Source organism: Salmonella sp. A7 (assembly GCF_020181675.1).
Taxonomy (GTDB): Bacteria; Pseudomonadota; Gammaproteobacteria; order Enterobacterales; family Enterobacteriaceae; genus Salmonella; species Salmonella enterica.
This window is the reverse complement of record NZ_CP084001.1, coordinates 4,294,090-4,310,454: the sequence shown is the minus strand read 5'-3', so window position 1 is coordinate 4,310,454 and position 16,365 is coordinate 4,294,090. Positions and strand designations below refer to the sequence as shown.

The window sequence follows — 16,365 nt, the reverse complement described above, 5'->3', positions numbered from 1 at the left end:
AAATGCCGGATGGCGGGGCCTACGGAGAACATGCGTGTAGGCCCGCCATTCGGCATTCAATGTGGCCAGGGATTAAAAGCGATGACCCGCTTCCAGCGCCACGGCCTCTTCGCCCGCTTTAAACACCCAGGTGGTATTCGGGCCGCCGAGAACCGCCTGGCCGTTGCTCACCTGAATCCAGTTACCTTCCGGCAAACCAATCACTGTCAGTTCCGGCGCGACCACCAACAGTTCGCGAATACGCTGCTCGCGGGTCTCGCCCTTATGACCTTCCGGCAAGGCGTTAGTGAAGTGAGGATTAATTTGCAGCGGGAACAGATCCAGCGCGTCGAAACCGTTTGGATCGACGATCGGCATATCGTTGGTCGTGCGGATAGTCGGGCAGGCAAGGTTGGCGCCTGCGCTCCAGCCGATATACAGCGCGCCGCGTTTTACCCTGTCCGCCATCGGCGCCAGCAGCCCGCGTTCACGCGATTCTTTCAGTAGCTGAAAGGTATTTCCGCCACCGACAATAATGATTTCCGCTTTCTCAATCGCCGCAAGCGGATCGGCGACACGATGAATCCCTGTGACGTTTATCCCTAATGGCGCAAGCACCTCTGCGGTTTTATCCGTGTACTCGTCCCATGTTTGCGTGACGCCGGCAAACGGAATAAACACGGCTGAACGTCGACCGTTCAATTGATTCGCTATCAGCGGCAGAGCGTGTTCCAGCCAGGCTTTACCCGGCAGCGTCGAGTTACTTAATAAAAGCAGTTCCATTACTTCTCCACCTCATCAGGAAATGTCAAAACGTAATAATGCTACCATTATCCATTTAATGTCTTACTGATATGGCTCATGATGTTACGCGTGTTACAGGCAAAGCGCGGTCGCTAAAAGTGACGACAGGCCAGATCTGCCATCTGGTATCGCCTGAAAAATTACAGGTATAATCCGCAAAATTATTTAACACGTTTAGAGACGAAAATGGCAAAACTGACCTTACAAGAGCAACTGCTACAAGCGGGATTAGTGACCAGCAAAAAAATGGCCAAAGTCCAACGCACGGCTAAAAAATCACGCGTTCAGGCTCGTGAGGCCAGAGAAGCGGTGGAAGAAAATAAAAAGGCGCAACTTGAGCGTGATAAACAACTCAGTGAGCAGCAAAAACAAGCGGTTTTAGCGAAAGAGTTTAAAGCTCAGGTTAAGCAACTTATTGAAATGAATAGAATCAATGTATCTAAAGGCGATATTGGTTTTAACTTCACCGATAATAACGTCATCAAAAAAATAGACGTGGATAAGCTCACTCAGACGCAACTGATTAATGGGCGTCTCGCGATTGCGCGTTTGGTTATCAATAACAGCGGTGAATGTGAATATGCGATTATTCCCGCGAGCGTCGCCGATAAAATCGCACAACGAGATGCGGACAGTATTGTCGTAAACAGTGCGCTGAGTCAGGAAGAGCAGGACGAAGATGATCCGTATGCCGATTTTAAAGTTCCTGACGATTTGATGTGGTAAGTCACATTCCCGACGTTTATGTAGAAAAATTTCTCAGAGAGTAAATATGCTGACTGACACATCTACCCGGCTTAATAAATATATCAGTGAAAGCGGCATCTGTTCGCGTCGCGAGGCGGACCGTTTTATCGAACAGGGCAATGTTTTTATCAACGGCAAACGCGCCGCCATTGGCGATCAGGTGGTCGCCGGGGATGTTGTTAAAGTAAATGGTCGGTTGATTGAGCCGCGAGAAGCGGATGATTTAGTGCTGATTGCGCTGAATAAACCGGTTGGCATTGTCAGTACCACTGAAGACGGCGAACGCGACAATATTGTTGATTTTGTGAACCACAGCAAACGTATCTTCCCGATTGGTCGTCTGGATAAAGACTCGCAGGGGCTGATATTTCTGACTAACCACGGCGATCTGGTCAATAAGATTCTGCGTGCCGGTAACGATCACGAAAAAGAGTATCTGGTGACGGTGGATAAACCGATTACCGACGAGTTTATTCGCGGTATGGGCGCTGGCGTGCCGATTCTGGGTACCGTCACCAAAAAATGTAAGGTGAAAAAAGAGGCGCCGTTTGTCTTTCGCATCACCCTGGTGCAGGGATTAAACCGTCAGATCCGTCGTATGTGTGAATACTTTGGTTATGAAGTGACGAAACTGGAGCGTACGCGCATTATGAACGTCAGCCTGAGCGGGATTCCGCTGGGCGAGTGGCGCGATCTGACGGACGATGAGCTGATCGATCTGTTTAAATTGATTGAGCGTTCCTCTTCCGAAGCCAAACCAAAGGCCAAAGCGAAGCCGAAGACCGCGGGTATTAAGCGACCGGTCGTTGCGATCGAAAAAAGCAATGAGAAAGCGCGCCCGGCATCAAGCGGTAAGCGCTTTACCTCGCCGGGACGAAAGAAGAAAGGACGTTAACGTCTGCCGCGCGTCGGCGTATTCGCCGACCAGGAGAATGACGCTTCCGTATCGGGTTTATACGCCTGCTTTTTCTTCAACTGGCGGGCTTTTTTCGCTTCAGCTTCACGCAGCGCCATCAGCTTATCGATGTACTCCTTTTTTACGCTGTTGGTCTCAGAATTGGTCAGTGGACGCCCGTGCGCAATACGGGCGCGGTCCAGCAACGTTTTCAGTTCGCGCTGTTCGCGCTCGGTCATCTCTTTTTGAGTAATGCGGGGGAGTGCCATACGGGTGCCCTCAGTTAGCCGATGCATTTAGAGCCTATCCCATTAGGGCTATTTTACTTGCCATTTTAGACCTGGGCAGTGCTCAAAATCCTCACGTACTACGTGTACGCTCCGGTTTTTGCGCGCTGTCCGTGTCCAAACTGGCTGCGCCAATAACGCCTGGTGGGATAGGCTCTTAGTCTACGGCAATACGCAACGGGCGGATAGCGCTCAGTCAGCAATCCGCAGCTTTCCGGCGAAATCCTGTGGCGTATAACCCGTTGACGTAAATCCTTTATCCGTGATGATGTTATCGATTTCTTTTACGCTTGCGATGCACATCACACCGTCCTGACCAAATTTGGTATGGTCGGCAAGAATCACTGATTTTTTGCTCATCGCAATCATGGCTTTGGCAACGTAGGCTTCTTCAAAGCTCTTCACCAACACGCCATGCTGGGGAGAAATGCCGCCAGCGCCAATAAAACAGATATCCGCGTGAATCGCGTTAATCTGCTGACAAACCGAGACGCCGAGGTTGGCGCGAAAATGGTAATCATATTCGCCGCCTAATACATACACGCGGGCCTGCAGGTTATGCTCTTTAATTTTATCGGCAATCAGGGCTGAATTGGTAATCACGGAAAAAGCGAGAGGCGGTAATTGCTCGGCCAGAATAAGGTTAGTTGTACAGGAATCAATAAACAATGTATCCCGTTCACTGACCATTTCGGCGGCAAGTTTGCCAATCGCTATTTTCTCTTCGCGATGCGCCTCTATTCTTGCGCTAAACGCATCCTCCTGGACAACTTGCTTTTTGACTGCGCCCCCATGAATCTTAGTGATTTTGCCTTCAGACTCCAGTAAGGAGAGATCGCGACGAATGGTTTCCGAGGTGACGTTGAGCATTTCCGATAATTTAATAACGGTGACTTCACCGAATTTGTTTAATTCATCAAGAATATGTTTTCGTCTTTTAATTGGATTCATTATCTTTCGCCGCCGTCAACCTTTGGCGCATGGTAACTGGATGCGTCAGGCAACGCAACCACTCCAATGCATGGACGATACCCTCCTCATCATTCGTGGCAGTCACATAGCCGGCCTGCCGCTTTACTGCATCCGGCGCGTTGCCCATTGCGATGCTGATTCCGGCGGCGGCAAACATGCTGACATCATTCTGCTGATCGCCAATCGCGACCACCTTGTCAGAAGATATATTTAAATAATGAATTAATTGTTCTATTATGCACCCTTTATTTACATCGGATCTTTGAATATCAATATAATTTTCTCCCGTGACAACCGCATAATATCCACAAGGCAGGTGATTATTCACTTCTGTACACAGAGTATCTATCTCCGAAGATGCGGCAACAAGTGTAATTTTATATATATTGCGACGATTAAAGATATTTTCTGCAGTTTCAGTTATAAGCGGTAACTCAAATAAGCGGGCTTCATATGTTGTCCAGGGTGCAATTAGTCTATCGTCACGATGGTGAATTGCTTCGGCGCTAAAAAAGTGGTGGTGATAGCGGGAAAGAGAAATATGTTGGTCAATATTCCATAGATCTGTGGCGGTCAGCGGGGCAGCATGAATAATGCGCGGCCCCGCCATCTCCAGCAGGCGTCCGCAGTTAAAACCGGCGCACCAGCTAAACAACGTATCAACCTGTTGCTGGCGTAGCAGGCGTACCATTGAGGAGACCGGTCTGGCGGAACATGCCGCCAGCAGACCACCGTCCTGGCGGAACGCAATCAGCGCCTGACGCGTGCGCGGGCTGATTGTTTTCTGCGAGGTGAGTAATGTTCCATCCAGATCGGTGATCAACAACATCTCTCGTTCCCTGATATCAATGAACAATAAACGGCGTAACGGCTTCTTTGGCGGCGTTGCACACCATGTTGTCGATAGCCGTACCGACCACCAGAATATTGACCCCGGTATCTTTAAACGCTTTCGCGTTGGCGAGGTTAATCCCGCCTTCCGCCAGCGTCGGAACATCCACCGCGCCGACCAACGCCCGCAGGCGATCTTTAATCATCTGCGGGATATCGCCTGCCGCTACGCCTTCATAGCTCATGCCTGTCATCAGACCAATCATATCCACGCCGATATCCTGCATTCGCTTCGCCACGCTGGCGACCTCTTCCGGCGTGCGTGCAGGAATACCGAAAGTATGCAGATCGTCAGGATGGCCAATGTAGGCATCGACAGTCAGACCATACTGATGGGCGAGATTAACGATGTCCTGCAGATCGTCCCAGTCGGATTTATGCGTATGTAAACCGTCGGCCCCAGCGCGGGCAATCTCCAGAATTTCCGTTTCGCTGAGCGGCACCGGTAAGGTTTCGGTAAAACCGCCGGCGATACCAACGGTGATAAAAATATCGTCCGGGACCACATTACGCACACCGTGTACGGCCTCAGCCATCTGGCTATTGGTGATTTCGTGACGAATCTGCTCCGCCGCGTGCATGTTGTTCACGCCTTTGTGTCCACGCGCCAGCGCCAACGCAGGGTGGTTCGGCTCCAGTAGCTTAACGCCAGCCTCACACACGGCTTTCGCCAGGCGCGCATCGTCGCCGGTTATTCCTGTGCTGAGGATGGTTTGCCCGCCGTGAAGTGTGATGGCTTCTTTCACTTTCTGTAACGCTTTGGCGCGTTTTTTATTCATATCGCCTTTAAACATGGTGTACCTCTGGTGTTGGTGCATTAATTAACGGCTGTCGTTGTTGATTCGCTCTGTACGACAGGTTTGAAACGGTTAGCAATAATGGTGGTAAGGCAGGTCATCGCCATTGTGGCAATCATTACGATGGCCATCTGGAGCGCATTGTTGGATAAGAACGGTGAGGCGAAAGCCGGAACATAGGCCACCCCTTTGACGTTAAAAAAGCCCAGCATCATGCCGCCCATTCCGGCCCAAAAAATGGCGGAGCCAAAAACAATTTTGTTGGCGAACATGAAGGGATAGGCGGATTCAACAAAGGTGCCAAAGCCCAGGTTAATGAGCAGGCCCGGCGTAGCAACGGCAGCTTCGCTTTTTTCACGCGGGGCGATCACATTGGCAAGGTTAATACCTGCGGCCACCATCACCAGACCGACCATATCGACCGCGCCGAGGAAGCTGACGCCGGATTTTTCCATCTCCAGCAGCACCAACGGCAGGATCACCGCGTGATAGACGCCGCCGAGAATGGCAGGCCAGATAACCAGACCAGCCAGCAGCCCGGCAAGAATTGGGCTGAATGCCAGCGTGCTTTCGATAGCCAGTTTGATGTAATTACCCGCAGATAGCGCCAGCGGACTCAGCAGATAGTGCATGATTAACCCAGCGGCAAGGCCCGATATCCCACCGGCGACGATGTTGACGGTAGTCATTGGGAAGCGCCAGTTCAGGCACAGCTCGAACAGCCAACGGACGAAAATCCCCGCCATTACACCGCCGATAATGCCGCCGATAAGACCGCCCTCTACGGAAAGCACGCCAGCGACGACTCCGGCCACAATTGAAACTTCATCCAGTTCGGAAATCTGTTTTGCCGCCAGTACCGCGACTAACACCGGCAGACCTTTTAGTAATATTTCAAAGATATCGTTAAGTTTTTCCAGTCCTGGTATGTGGCTCAGGGCGAGTACAATCGCCATGGCGATAAAGCCTGGTAGCGCAGGGATCATGATGCTACGAATGTTAAAACGTTTGAGCAGGCTTTTTCCGGAACCGCTCTGCGAGGGCGAAGCGCTACCCAACTGTGGTTTGTACTTGATACCCCAATGTTTACACAGTGACGCCACGAAGGAGACGGCGCGGGTACGGCTGGTGGTGCCGGTTGTTCCGGAGGTCGCGACCACATTCGCCCCCTTTGCCGCCACCAGCGCCATGGAGGTTCCCCCGGTGCCGACAATCGGTGTTTTCATCTCAACGGCGGCGGCAAAAACGGCCTGGTTCGCCTTTACCGGATCGGCGCTCATTACCACGATCCCATCGATCTCACCGCAGCGGATCATCTCAGCGATTTGGCGATCGCTTTCTACTACCGAGGTGTTTACCTCCGAAAGTTTGCCCTGAAATATGCGCTGTGGTTTTTGTTGGTTTTCTGTGGTTAATGCATAAACCGATGCCGGGGTATCCGGTTTGGCGACGTCCATCGAGGCTTCTGCCGCGATAAACTGTACGGCGGCCACATTCACGCCCGCAGCCTCACACTGCTGATAAATCTCCTGGAGTAACTTCTCTGGCTCGGCGCCACCCAGGTTGTAGAGGTTGCCTCCACTGCTTCCAATAATCGCAATTTTTTTCATAGCGGCCTCAAATAGGGTAAGGGGGTTATCTGTGTTGTAGTGCAATCATAATTCCAACTAAAACAAAATAAAGCAACAATGAAAAAGTGGCCTTATACCAAACGATCTCAATTTTTAAAGGTAACGCATTAAAATATAATGATTAATTTATGTTTTTGCTTTGTGTTGTTTTATGTGGTTTTGTGACGAAGTTCAAAATGAGGAGGGCATAAATAGGGGAAAGCTGCCCATGTTGATGGGACGAGTAGGGTGTTGCGGATTCCTGAGCAGTATTCCGCCGGCAGCGCCTGGCGCGGGAACCGCCGGATGACGTGCTTGCGTCGCCATCCGGCAGCGTATTGCCTGATAGCGCTCACCCGCTGCCGTGTCAGGGCGATTATTCAAATAAGTTCTGATGCAGCTTTTGCACCACTTTCTCGGCATCGTCTCCCGGCACGAGGAAGCACAGATTGTGGCTGGAGGCGCCGTAACAAATCATGCGAATGTTGAACGGTTCCAGGACGCCAAACACTTCTTTACCAACGCCGCAGGCTTTTGACAGGTTGTTGCCAATCAGCGCGACCAGCGCCAGTCCTTCTTCGACTTCTACCCGACACAGCGCGGAAAGCTCCATCAATAAGGATTGGGTCAGTAACGTATCGCCCGTGGAGGTGGAGCCGGTAGTATCCAGCGTCAGCGCGACGCTCACCTCCGAAGTGGTAATCAGATCTACCGAAATATTATGCCGCGCCAGAATGCCGAACACCTCTGCCAGGAAACCTCGCGAGTGCAGCATATTCAGGCTGTGCAGCGTCAATAGCGTTTGATTGCGGCGCAGCGCCAGCGCACGGAACAGCGGCGGGTTTTGGGTTTTATTGCACACCAGCGTACCGCCCGCTTGCGGATCTTTACTGGATCCAACGAAGACCGGGATATCGCTACGCACGGCCGGGAGTAAGGTGGCTGGATGCAGTACTTTTGCGCCGAAGGTTGCCATCTCCGCCGCTTCTTCAAAGTCGATTTCATCAATTCGCTGCGCGACGGGCACCACGCGCGGGTCGGTGGTGTAAATACCGGGCACATCTGTCCAGATATCAACCCGCGCGGCGTGGAGCGCTTCAGCCAGCAACGCTGCCGTATAGTCGCTGCCGCCGCGGCCTAACGTCGTGGTGCGGCCTTTGCTTTCACTGCCGATAAAGCCCTGAGTAATGACCAAAGTTTCGTTCAGGCGCGGGAGCAACTGCTGCGCGGCCAGTTCCGCAAGCGCTGCGACGTCCGGTTCCGCACGACCAAAGCGATCGCTGGTACGCATCACTTTGCGCACGTCGAACCAGTGGGCCTGTACGTCGCGTTCACGCAGGATCTCAACAAATAGCAGGGTAGACATCAGCTCGCCGTGACTGACCAGTTCATCGGTCAGGGCTGCCGATGTCGCCAGCGATGCCGCCTCCGCCAGAATAGTGATGTTTTCCAGCAGGCGTTCAATCTCTTCGCGAATGACATTCGGATGACGCAGACGATCAAGGATATCGAACTGGATTTTACGGATGGCGTCGAGCGTAGCGAAACGTTCGCCAGGCTCCATCCCTTCGGCCAGCGCCACCAGCAGATTAGTGATGCCGGCAGACGCGGAAAGCACGACTAAACGAACATTGGCGTCGGAAAGTACGATATCCGCGCTACGGTTCATGGCGTCAAAATCAGCGACGCTGGTACCGCCAAATTTGGAAACAACGATCTCTGTCATATCAACCTCGTGTCAGGAAATGAAAAACGCGACCATGGCACAAGGGCAGAACAGAAACCGGTGCAGGCGCAAATGCAAGTAACGTATTTATAAATAAAAGTTGTGGCCTGGACTGTCAACGTTGGGATTATGCGGATTTTTTATGCTGAGTTTAGGCTCAGTAACAGCGCTTATAACCCCGATACCCGTTTGTAGTATGTTGGCTTATCTATGCGCCCGGCGACTCACCCACTTGCTGCCTTTCTGCACCTCGAATTATTTAGGGTATATACTTTTTATCCTCATTCGACAGTGCCTGGGGCAACGGCACTAAAACAATCACACTTTTCTGTGACTGGCGTTACAATCGATCCCAGTCACAATTCTCAAATCAGAAGAGTATTGCTAATGAAAAACATCAATCCAACGCAGACTTCTGCCTGGCAGGCGCTCCAGAAACACTACGATGAAATGAAAGACGTTACGATCGCTGAGCTTTTCGCGAACGATAGCGACCGTTTCGCTAAATTTTCCGCGACGTTTGACGATCTGATGCTGGTGGATTTCTCCAAAAACCGCATCACCGAAGAGACGCTGGCAAAATTACAGGATCTGGCGAAAGAGACCGATCTGGCCGGCGCGATTAAATCCATGTTCTCCGGCGAGAAGATCAACCGCACTGAAGACCGCGCCGTGCTGCACGTGGCGCTGCGTAACCGTAGCAATACGCCGATCATCGTGGACGGCAAAGATGTGATGCCGGAAGTGAACGCCGTGCTTGAGAAGATGAAAACTTTCTCGCAAGCGATTATCTCCGGTCAGTGGAAAGGCTACACCGGTAAGGCCATCACCGACGTGGTGAACATCGGTATCGGCGGTTCCGACCTCGGCCCGTTCATGGTGACCGAAGCGCTGCGTCCGTATAAAAATCATCTGACTATGCACTTCGTCTCTAACGTTGATGGTACCCACATCGCTGAAGTGCTGAAAAAAGTGAACCCGGAAACGACTCTGTTCCTGGTGGCGTCGAAAACCTTCACCACGCAGGAAACCATGACCAACGCCCACAGCGCGCGCGACTGGTTCCTGAAAACTGCAGGCGATGAAAAACACGTGGCGAAACACTTTGCTGCGCTCTCCACCAACGCCAAAGCGGTCGGCGAATTTGGTATCGACACGGCCAATATGTTCGAGTTCTGGGACTGGGTCGGCGGTCGTTACTCGCTGTGGTCTGCCATCGGGCTGTCCATTATTCTGTCCGTCGGTTTCGACAACTTTGTCGAGCTGCTTTCCGGCGCGCACGCGATGGACAAGCATTTCTCCAACACTCCGGCGGAGAAAAACCTACCCGTTCTGCTGGCGTTGATTGGCATCTGGTACAACAATTTCTTCGGCGCGGAAACCGAAGCCATTCTGCCGTACGACCAGTATATGCACCGTTTCGCCGCCTACTTCCAGCAGGGCAACATGGAATCCAACGGTAAATACGTTGACCGTAACGGCAACGCCGTGGATTACCAGACAGGCCCAATTATCTGGGGCGAACCAGGCACCAACGGTCAGCACGCGTTTTATCAATTGATTCACCAGGGTACTAAAATGGTGCCGTGTGACTTTATCGCCCCGGCTATCACCCATAACCCGCTATCCGATCATCATCAGAAGCTGCTGTCTAACTTCTTCGCGCAGACCGAAGCGCTGGCGTTTGGTAAATCCCGCGAGGTGGTTGAGCAGGAATATCGCGATCAGGGTAAAGATCCGGCGCAGCTCGAACACGTTGTGCCATTCAAAGTGTTTGAAGGCAACCGCCCGACCAACTCTATCCTGCTGCGTGAAATTACGCCGTTCAGCCTGGGTGCGCTGATTGCGTTGTATGAGCATAAAATCTTTACGCAGGGCGTCATCCTGAACATCTTTACTTTCGACCAGTGGGGCGTTGAGTTGGGTAAACAGTTGGCTAACCGTATTCTGCCGGAGCTGGGCGATGATAAAGCTATTTCGTCCCATGATAGCTCTACCAACGGTCTGATTAACCGTTATAAAGCCTGGCGCGCCTGATGGCGCTGCGCTTATCCGGTCTACGTAATGCATAGCGTCTGTAGGCCGGATAAAGCGTTTCGCCGCCATCCGGCAAAAAGAGAATAAGTGACTAGTCCTGATATAGGTTGACAGTTTTTTGTCTGTAAAACGCCTGATGAACATCATCGGGCGTTTTGTATTTCAGGGCCAGGTGTGGCCGTTCATGGTTATAAATTGCCACGGACTCTTTTACTATTTCCCGCGCTTGCGCCAGGTCTGCAGGACGCGAGAGTAAAAACTCATTTTTCAGTATCCCGTTTATTCTCTCAGCCAGCGCATTCTGGTAGCAGTCGTAACCATCGGTCATTGAACAGGTTATTCCGTTTCGCTCATGAACTGACTGATAAAGTACCGAACAGTATTGCAGTCCTCTGTCAGAGTGATGTACCAGCGGACCTGTCGTTTTTCTCCGCCTCAGAGCCTGCCTGAACGCCTTTACCACATTTTCTGTCTGCAGGTTTTCCCCGACATGGTAACCCACGATTTTTCTGGAGCAGGCATCGGTGACCAGACTCAGATAGGCCGTGCCGCTGCGTAGTGGAAGGTAAGTAATATCGGCGACCCAGACCTGCTCTGGCTCAAGGGCGGTAACCTGTTCAGGGCCGGGTTTCAGCAGATTAGGATGCCGGTAAAAGCGATGATGGCTGTTGGTGGTTTTGTGATATGCCCGTTTCACGGGTACCAGGAGCCGGTATTCACCCAGCAGATTAAACAGACGGTCCCGTCCGATATTCAGCGTGTTATCAGTCTGCATGTTCAGCAGATAGTGCAGTTTACGCGTACCGATTCGCGGCTGACGGCACCGGGTACGGGCAACAAAATCAAGAACCTGAGCATGATGCTCCTGCCGTTTATTACATCTTGTATTGTACTGGTACCACGCCTGTCTGCTGTGCCCCAGGAACTGGCATGCACGCGTAACTGTTATTTTGGGGGCCTGACTTTGCGTGAGGACTTGCCGGGCCGCTTTTTTACAACACTTACCCCGTAATCATTTTTCAGGACGTTGATAACGCACTCAAAAAACTCAGCTTTCTGGTTTGCCAGCTCAAGCTGTTCTTCAAGTTCCCTGATTCTTTGCTCGGGTGTCAGCGGGATAGTTGTCTGAGCCACAGGCAGTTTCCTCTTCACCGGGTCAGGAAGTCCGGGTCTCCAGTCAAGCCGGCCATATTTACGCAGCCAGACAAGTACGGTGGAGCGCCCCTGAATGCCATATCGCTGCTGGGCTTGTTTATAGGTCATCTCGCCTTTTTCGACCTGCTCAACGACGGCTATTTTAAAGGATAGAGGATAATCGCGTTGGGTGCGTTTGAACTCAGTCATCATCACGTTCTCCGGATTTAAGTCTGGAACGTGTCAACGCTATTCAGGACGGGTCAAAGATAATAAAAAGGCCGATATTCACATCGGCTTTTTTTATAAGATAATTCCGCTTGTCCGTCTTTATCCCCACGATTTTATATTGAGCTTAATCCTAAAATAAGCAATAACCAGAAAATCACTCTACGTTATTTTCAGATTATACGGATGCCAATGTCTTTTGGTTTAATTTTAACTTATTGATTTTATTTGTTTGTTAATTAAATAATGTAGGCGTTACTTCTTTAAAGTTTAATTATCCTAAAACCTCGCTGTTATTTCTCCCGGACATAATCCGCCTGCTTTGGTTGTGTATACTCGGTAGCGCCCGAAATTCTTTTGGGTAAATCTCCATTCATTCAATGAAGGGAAATTATGATGAAAAAAGTACTGTATGGCATTTTTGCCATAACCGCGCTTGCGGCGACACCTGTCTCGGCAGCCCCCGTTCAGGTGGGTGAAGCGGCAGGGTCGGCAGCGACGTCGGTATCGGCGGGAAGCTCCTCCGCTACCAGCGTTAGCACCGTAAGTTCGGCGGTGGGCGTCGCGTTAGCGGCAACCGGCGGCGGCGATGGTTCCAATACCGGAACCACGACCACCACGACCACCAGTACCCAGTAGTATCGGTACGTTTAACCATAACCACACTCCGGTGTGGTTATTTTGCCCCTCTGGAGAAGCGTCGTGAAGCGACTCGCACTTATCCTGATTTGCCTGCTATTACAGGCGTGTTCGGCCACTACTAAAGGCCTGGGCGATTCACTGTGGGACAGTTTGTTCGGTACGCCAGGCGTACAGCTAACGGATGACGATATTCAAAACATGCCGTATGCCAGCCAGTACATGCAGCTTAACGGCGGTCCTCAACTGTTTGTGGTGCTCGCTTTCTCGGAAAACGGGCAGCAGAAATGGGTGACGCAGGATGGCGCGACGATCGTGACGCAGCATGGCCGTCTGGTCAAAACGCTGCTCAGCGGCGACAACCTGATCGATGTGAATAATCTGGCGGCCGACCCGCTGGCGAAACCAGGACAGATTATCGATGGCGCGACCTGGACTCGCACCCTGGGCTGGACCGAACATCGCCAGGTGCGTTACGCCACCGCCCGTTCCGTTTTTACATGGCGAGGGACCGATAGCGTTAGCGTCGGCAGTGAAGAGACCGCCGTGCGGGTGCTGGATGAAGAAGTGACGACCGATCAAACGCGTTGGCGTAATCGCTACTGGGTTGATAGCGAAGGCCAAATTCGCCAGACGGAACAGTATCTGGGCGCGAATTACTTTCCGGTGAAAACCACGCTGATTAAGGCGGCAAAATCATGATGAAAAGGACGATAAGCGCGCTGGCGCTGGCCTTTGTCGCGTCATCCGCCTTTGCCAGCGGCACTGTTACCGTTTTTACCCAAGGTAATAGCGAGCCTAAAACGCTGACAGACGCTGAGCGTCTGCTCGATTTAGTCGGACAGCCGCGCCTGGCAACGAGCTGGTGGCCTGCGGCGGTGATAGGCGAAGAACAGGCGACCGTGACGGCGCGTCAGCAGCAGCAGGAACTTCTCGGGCGACTGGCGGCGCTCAGCGCTGAGGAAGACGGTGATGCGGCGGCGGCGATAAATACACTGCGCCGACAGATTCAGGCGGTGAAGGTGACGGGCAGACAATTCGTGAATCTTGATCCTGACGTGGTGCGGGTGAGCGAACGAGGTAACCCGCCGCTGCAAGGTCACTACACGCTCTGGGTCGGGCCGCAACCCACGCAGGTGACGCTCTTTGGCTTGATTAGCCAGCCGGGCAGCCAGCCGTTCGTCCCTGGGCGGGACGTCGCCAGTTATCTCGAGGGTCAGCGCTTACTCAGCGGCGCGGATCGTAGCTATGCCTGGGTGGTTTACCCTGATGGACGCAGCCAAAAAGCGCCGGTGGCTTACTGGAATAAACGTCATATCGAGCCAATGCCCGGCAGCATTATTTTTGTCGGTTTTGCCGATTCCCTTTGGCGCGGCACGCCGGAGGCGATAAATGCCGACATTCTTCATACCCTGACGCAGCGGATACCGGAATAATGAAAAAAACACATCTGCTCAGCGTGCTGGCGCTGGGTATTAGCGCGGCCTGCCATGCCGAAACATATCTAGCCCCTGTTGGGCCTTCACAATCTGACTTTGGCGGCGTGGGCCTGCTGCAAACGCCGACAGCGCGTATGGCGCGTGAAGGGGAGATGAGCCTGAACTATCGCGATAACGATCAGTACCGCTACTACTCGGCTTCGGTTCAGCTTTTCCCGTGGCTGGAAACCACGTTGCGCTATACCGATGTCCGTACGAAAAAGTACAGCAGCGTGGAATCATTCTCCGGCGACCAGACTTACAAAGATAAAGCGTTTGATGTGAAACTGCGGTTGTGGGAAGAGAGTTACTGGATGCCGCAGGTGGCGGTTGGCGCGCGCGATATCGGCGGGACGGGGCTGTTTGATGCGGAATATATTGTAGCGAGTAAGGCCTGGGGGCCGTTTGATTTTTCATTAGGTCTCGGCTGGGGCTATCTTGGCACCAGCGGCAATGTGTCTAATCCTTTCTGTTCGTATAGTGATAAATTCTGTTCGCGTGATAACAGCTATAAAGAGGCAGGTTCCGTTGACGGTAGCGATATGTTTCACGGCCCGGCCTCGCTGTTTGGCGGCGTGGAATACCAGACCCCGTGGCAACCGCTACGCCTGAAGCTGGAGTATGAAGGCAATAACTATCAGCAGGATTTTGCGGGTAAACTGGAACAGAAGAGCAAGTTTAACGTCGGCGCCATTTACCGCGTCACCGATTGGGCCGACGTTAACCTCAGCTACGAGCGCGGCAACACCTTTATGTTTGGCGTTACGCTGCGCACCAATTTCAACGATTTACGTCCCGCGTATCATGACAATTCACGCCCGCAATACCGACCACAGCCGCAGGATGCCATCCTGCAACATTCGGTAGTGGCTAATCAATTAACGTTATTGAAATATAATGCTGGTCTGGCGGACCCGAAGATCCAGGTCAAAGGCGATACGCTGTACGTTACCGGTGAACAGGTGAAGTACCGCGACTCCCGTGAAGGGATCGTGCGCGCTAACCGGATCGTCATGAACGATCTGCCGGAGGGGATCCGCACGATCCGCGTGACGGAAAACCGCCTTAATCTGCCGCAGGTCACCACTGAAACCGATGTCGCCAGCCTGAAACGCCATCTGGAAGGCGAACCGCTGGGACATGAAACCCCGCTGGCGCAAAAACGCGTAGAGCCGATCGTGCCAGAGAGTACTGAACAGGGCTGGTATATCGACAAGTCGCGCATTGATTTTCATCTTGATCCCGTGCTGAATCAGTCGGTAGGCGGCCCGGAAAACTTCTATATGTATCAGTTGGGCGTAATGGGAACTGCGGATCTGTGGGTCACGGATCATCTGCTCACCACGGGCAGCGTGTTTGCCAATATCGCCAACAACTACGACAAATTTAACTACACTAATCCGCCGAAGGATTCGCATCTGCCGCGGGTGCGTACGCATGTCCGTGAGTATGTGCAGAATGATGTTTATGTGAATAACCTACAGGCCAACTACTTCCAGTATTTTGGCAATGGTTTCTATGGGCAGGTCTACGGTGGTTATCTGGAGACCATGTTTGGCGGTGCCGGGGCGGAAGTCCTGTATCGCCCGATAGACAGCAATTGGGCGTTTGGTCTGGATGCCAACTACGTGAAACAGCGTGACTGGCGTAGCGCGCAGGATATGATGAAGTTTACCGATTACAGCGTGAAGACCGGACATTTGACCGCATACTGGACGCCGTCGTTCGCCCAGGATGTGCTGGTGAAAGCCAGCGTTGGTCAGTATCTGGCGGGCGATAAAGGCGGTACGCTGGAGATCGCCAAACGCTTCGATAGCGGCGTCGTTGTCGGCGGTTACGCGACGATTACCGATGCGTCGCCGGATGAATATGGGGAAGGGGATTTTACCAAAGGTGTATATGTTTCCGTGCCGCTGGATCTCTTCTCGTCCGGCCCAACCCGAAGTCGTGCGGCAATTGGCTGGACGCCGCTGACGCGTGACGGTGGTCAACAGCTTGGGCGTAAGTTTGGCCTGTATGATATGACCAGTGACAGGAGCGTAAATTTCCGTTAATACTCAGGCCGGATAAGGCGTTCAAAGCGCTATCCGGCAAATTATCTTATTGAACAAAATATAAACATAAATAAAAAATATAGATGC

The 16,365-nt window shown here is 52.2% G+C and carries 16 protein-coding genes; 8 read left to right on the top strand and 8 right to left on the bottom strand.

What is annotated here, in order from left to right:
• Window positions 1-72: 72 nt before the first annotated feature.
• Window positions 73-762 carry a dipeptidase PepE gene (gene pepE / locus LCS67_RS20910; protein ID WP_000421776.1) on the bottom strand — a complete coding sequence of 230 codons (690 nt, stop codon included), beginning with the start codon at window positions 760-762 and terminating at the stop codon, window positions 73-75.
• A 71-nt stretch (window positions 763-833) separates the two neighbouring features.
• Here pepE and LCS67_RS20905 point away from each other — a divergent pair, with 71 nt between their 5' ends.
• From LCS67_RS20905 to rluF, 3 genes are read left to right on the top strand one after another with little or no spacing between them, the layout of a single operon-like run.
• Entirely contained in the window at window positions 834-935 is a 102-nt protein-coding gene (locus LCS67_RS20905) for a hypothetical protein (RefSeq protein ID WP_001541281.1), read from the top strand.
• A 34-nt stretch (window positions 936-969) separates the two neighbouring features.
• On the top strand, window positions 970-1,509 hold the full coding sequence (locus LCS67_RS20900) for a DUF2058 domain-containing protein (RefSeq protein WP_001096724.1): 540 nt from the start codon (window positions 970-972) through the stop codon (window positions 1,507-1,509).
• A 46-nt stretch (window positions 1,510-1,555) separates the two neighbouring features.
• A complete protein-coding gene (gene rluF, locus LCS67_RS20895) occupies window positions 1,556-2,425 on the top strand; it encodes a 23S rRNA pseudouridine(2604) synthase RluF (protein ID WP_000954617.1) in 870 nt (289 codons plus the stop codon).
• Here the strand turns inward: rluF and LCS67_RS20890 are convergent.
• The 6 genes from LCS67_RS20890 to lysC all read right to left on the bottom strand — a co-directional run bounded on the left by LCS67_RS20890 (window position 2,422) and on the right by lysC (window position 8,708).
• Window positions 2,422-2,694, bottom strand: a complete 273-nt coding sequence (locus LCS67_RS20890) for a DUF3811 domain-containing protein (protein WP_001207628.1) — start codon at window positions 2,692-2,694, stop codon at window positions 2,422-2,424. The genes rluF and LCS67_RS20890 overlap by 4 nt on opposite strands.
• A 210-nt stretch (window positions 2,695-2,904) precedes the next feature.
• Complete coding sequence (locus LCS67_RS20885) at window positions 2,905-3,663, bottom strand: DeoR/GlpR family DNA-binding transcription regulator (RefSeq protein ID WP_001068171.1); 759 nt, start codon at window positions 3,661-3,663, stop codon at window positions 2,905-2,907.
• Window positions 3,650-4,513 carry a Cof-type HAD-IIB family hydrolase gene (locus tag LCS67_RS20880; RefSeq protein WP_000924644.1) on the bottom strand — a complete coding sequence of 288 codons (864 nt, stop codon included), beginning with the start codon at window positions 4,511-4,513 and terminating at the stop codon, window positions 3,650-3,652. Before LCS67_RS20880 ends, LCS67_RS20885 begins: the two co-directional genes overlap by 14 nt.
• A 16-nt stretch (window positions 4,514-4,529) precedes the next feature.
• Complete coding sequence (locus LCS67_RS20875) at window positions 4,530-5,369, bottom strand: hypothetical protein (protein ID WP_000472329.1); 840 nt, start codon at window positions 5,367-5,369, stop codon at window positions 4,530-4,532.
• Between the two features lie 23 nt (window positions 5,370-5,392).
• A complete protein-coding gene (locus LCS67_RS20870) occupies window positions 5,393-6,982 on the bottom strand; it encodes a PTS sugar transporter (RefSeq protein WP_000716846.1) in 1,590 nt (529 codons plus the stop codon).
• Between the two features lie 376 nt (window positions 6,983-7,358).
• Entirely contained in the window at window positions 7,359-8,708 is a 1,350-nt protein-coding gene (gene lysC, locus LCS67_RS20865) for a lysine-sensitive aspartokinase 3 (RefSeq protein ID WP_000136392.1), read from the bottom strand.
• A gap of 387 nt (window positions 8,709-9,095) precedes the next feature.
• Here lysC and pgi point away from each other — a divergent pair, with 387 nt between their 5' ends.
• Entirely contained in the window at window positions 9,096-10,745 is a 1,650-nt protein-coding gene (gene pgi / locus LCS67_RS20860) for a glucose-6-phosphate isomerase (RefSeq protein WP_000790035.1), read from the top strand.
• A gap of 91 nt (window positions 10,746-10,836) precedes the next feature.
• Here pgi and LCS67_RS20855 read toward each other — a convergent pair.
• Window positions 10,837-12,092, bottom strand: a protein-coding gene (locus tag LCS67_RS20855) for an IS3-like element ISSen1 family transposase (protein WP_111725023.1) whose coding sequence is annotated in 2 segments (ribosomal slippage) — window positions 10,837-11,741 and window positions 11,741-12,092 — 1,257 coding nt in all. Because the reading frame shifts where the segments join, the coding sequence is not laid out codon by codon here.
• Between the two features lie 411 nt (window positions 12,093-12,503).
• Between LCS67_RS20855 and yjbE the strand changes: the two genes are divergently transcribed.
• From yjbE to LCS67_RS20835, 4 genes are all read left to right on the top strand, one after another.
• Window positions 12,504-12,746, top strand: coding sequence for an exopolysaccharide production protein YjbE (yjbE, locus tag LCS67_RS20850; protein WP_031569882.1), 243 nt, complete (start codon window positions 12,504-12,506; stop codon window positions 12,744-12,746).
• Between the two features lie 63 nt (window positions 12,747-12,809).
• Window positions 12,810-13,448, top strand: coding sequence for a YjbF family lipoprotein (locus tag LCS67_RS20845; protein ID WP_000824809.1), 639 nt, complete (start codon window positions 12,810-12,812; stop codon window positions 13,446-13,448).
• Window positions 13,445-14,182 carry a capsule biosynthesis GfcC family protein gene (locus LCS67_RS20840; RefSeq protein ID WP_000977974.1) on the top strand — a complete coding sequence of 246 codons (738 nt, stop codon included), beginning with the start codon at window positions 13,445-13,447 and terminating at the stop codon, window positions 14,180-14,182. Before LCS67_RS20845 ends, LCS67_RS20840 begins: the two co-directional genes overlap by 4 nt.
• Complete coding sequence (locus LCS67_RS20835) at window positions 14,182-16,278, top strand: YjbH domain-containing protein (protein WP_000750782.1); 2,097 nt, start codon at window positions 14,182-14,184, stop codon at window positions 16,276-16,278. The genes LCS67_RS20840 and LCS67_RS20835 overlap by 1 nt, the downstream gene beginning before the upstream one ends.
• Window positions 16,279-16,365: the final 87 nt, after the last annotated feature.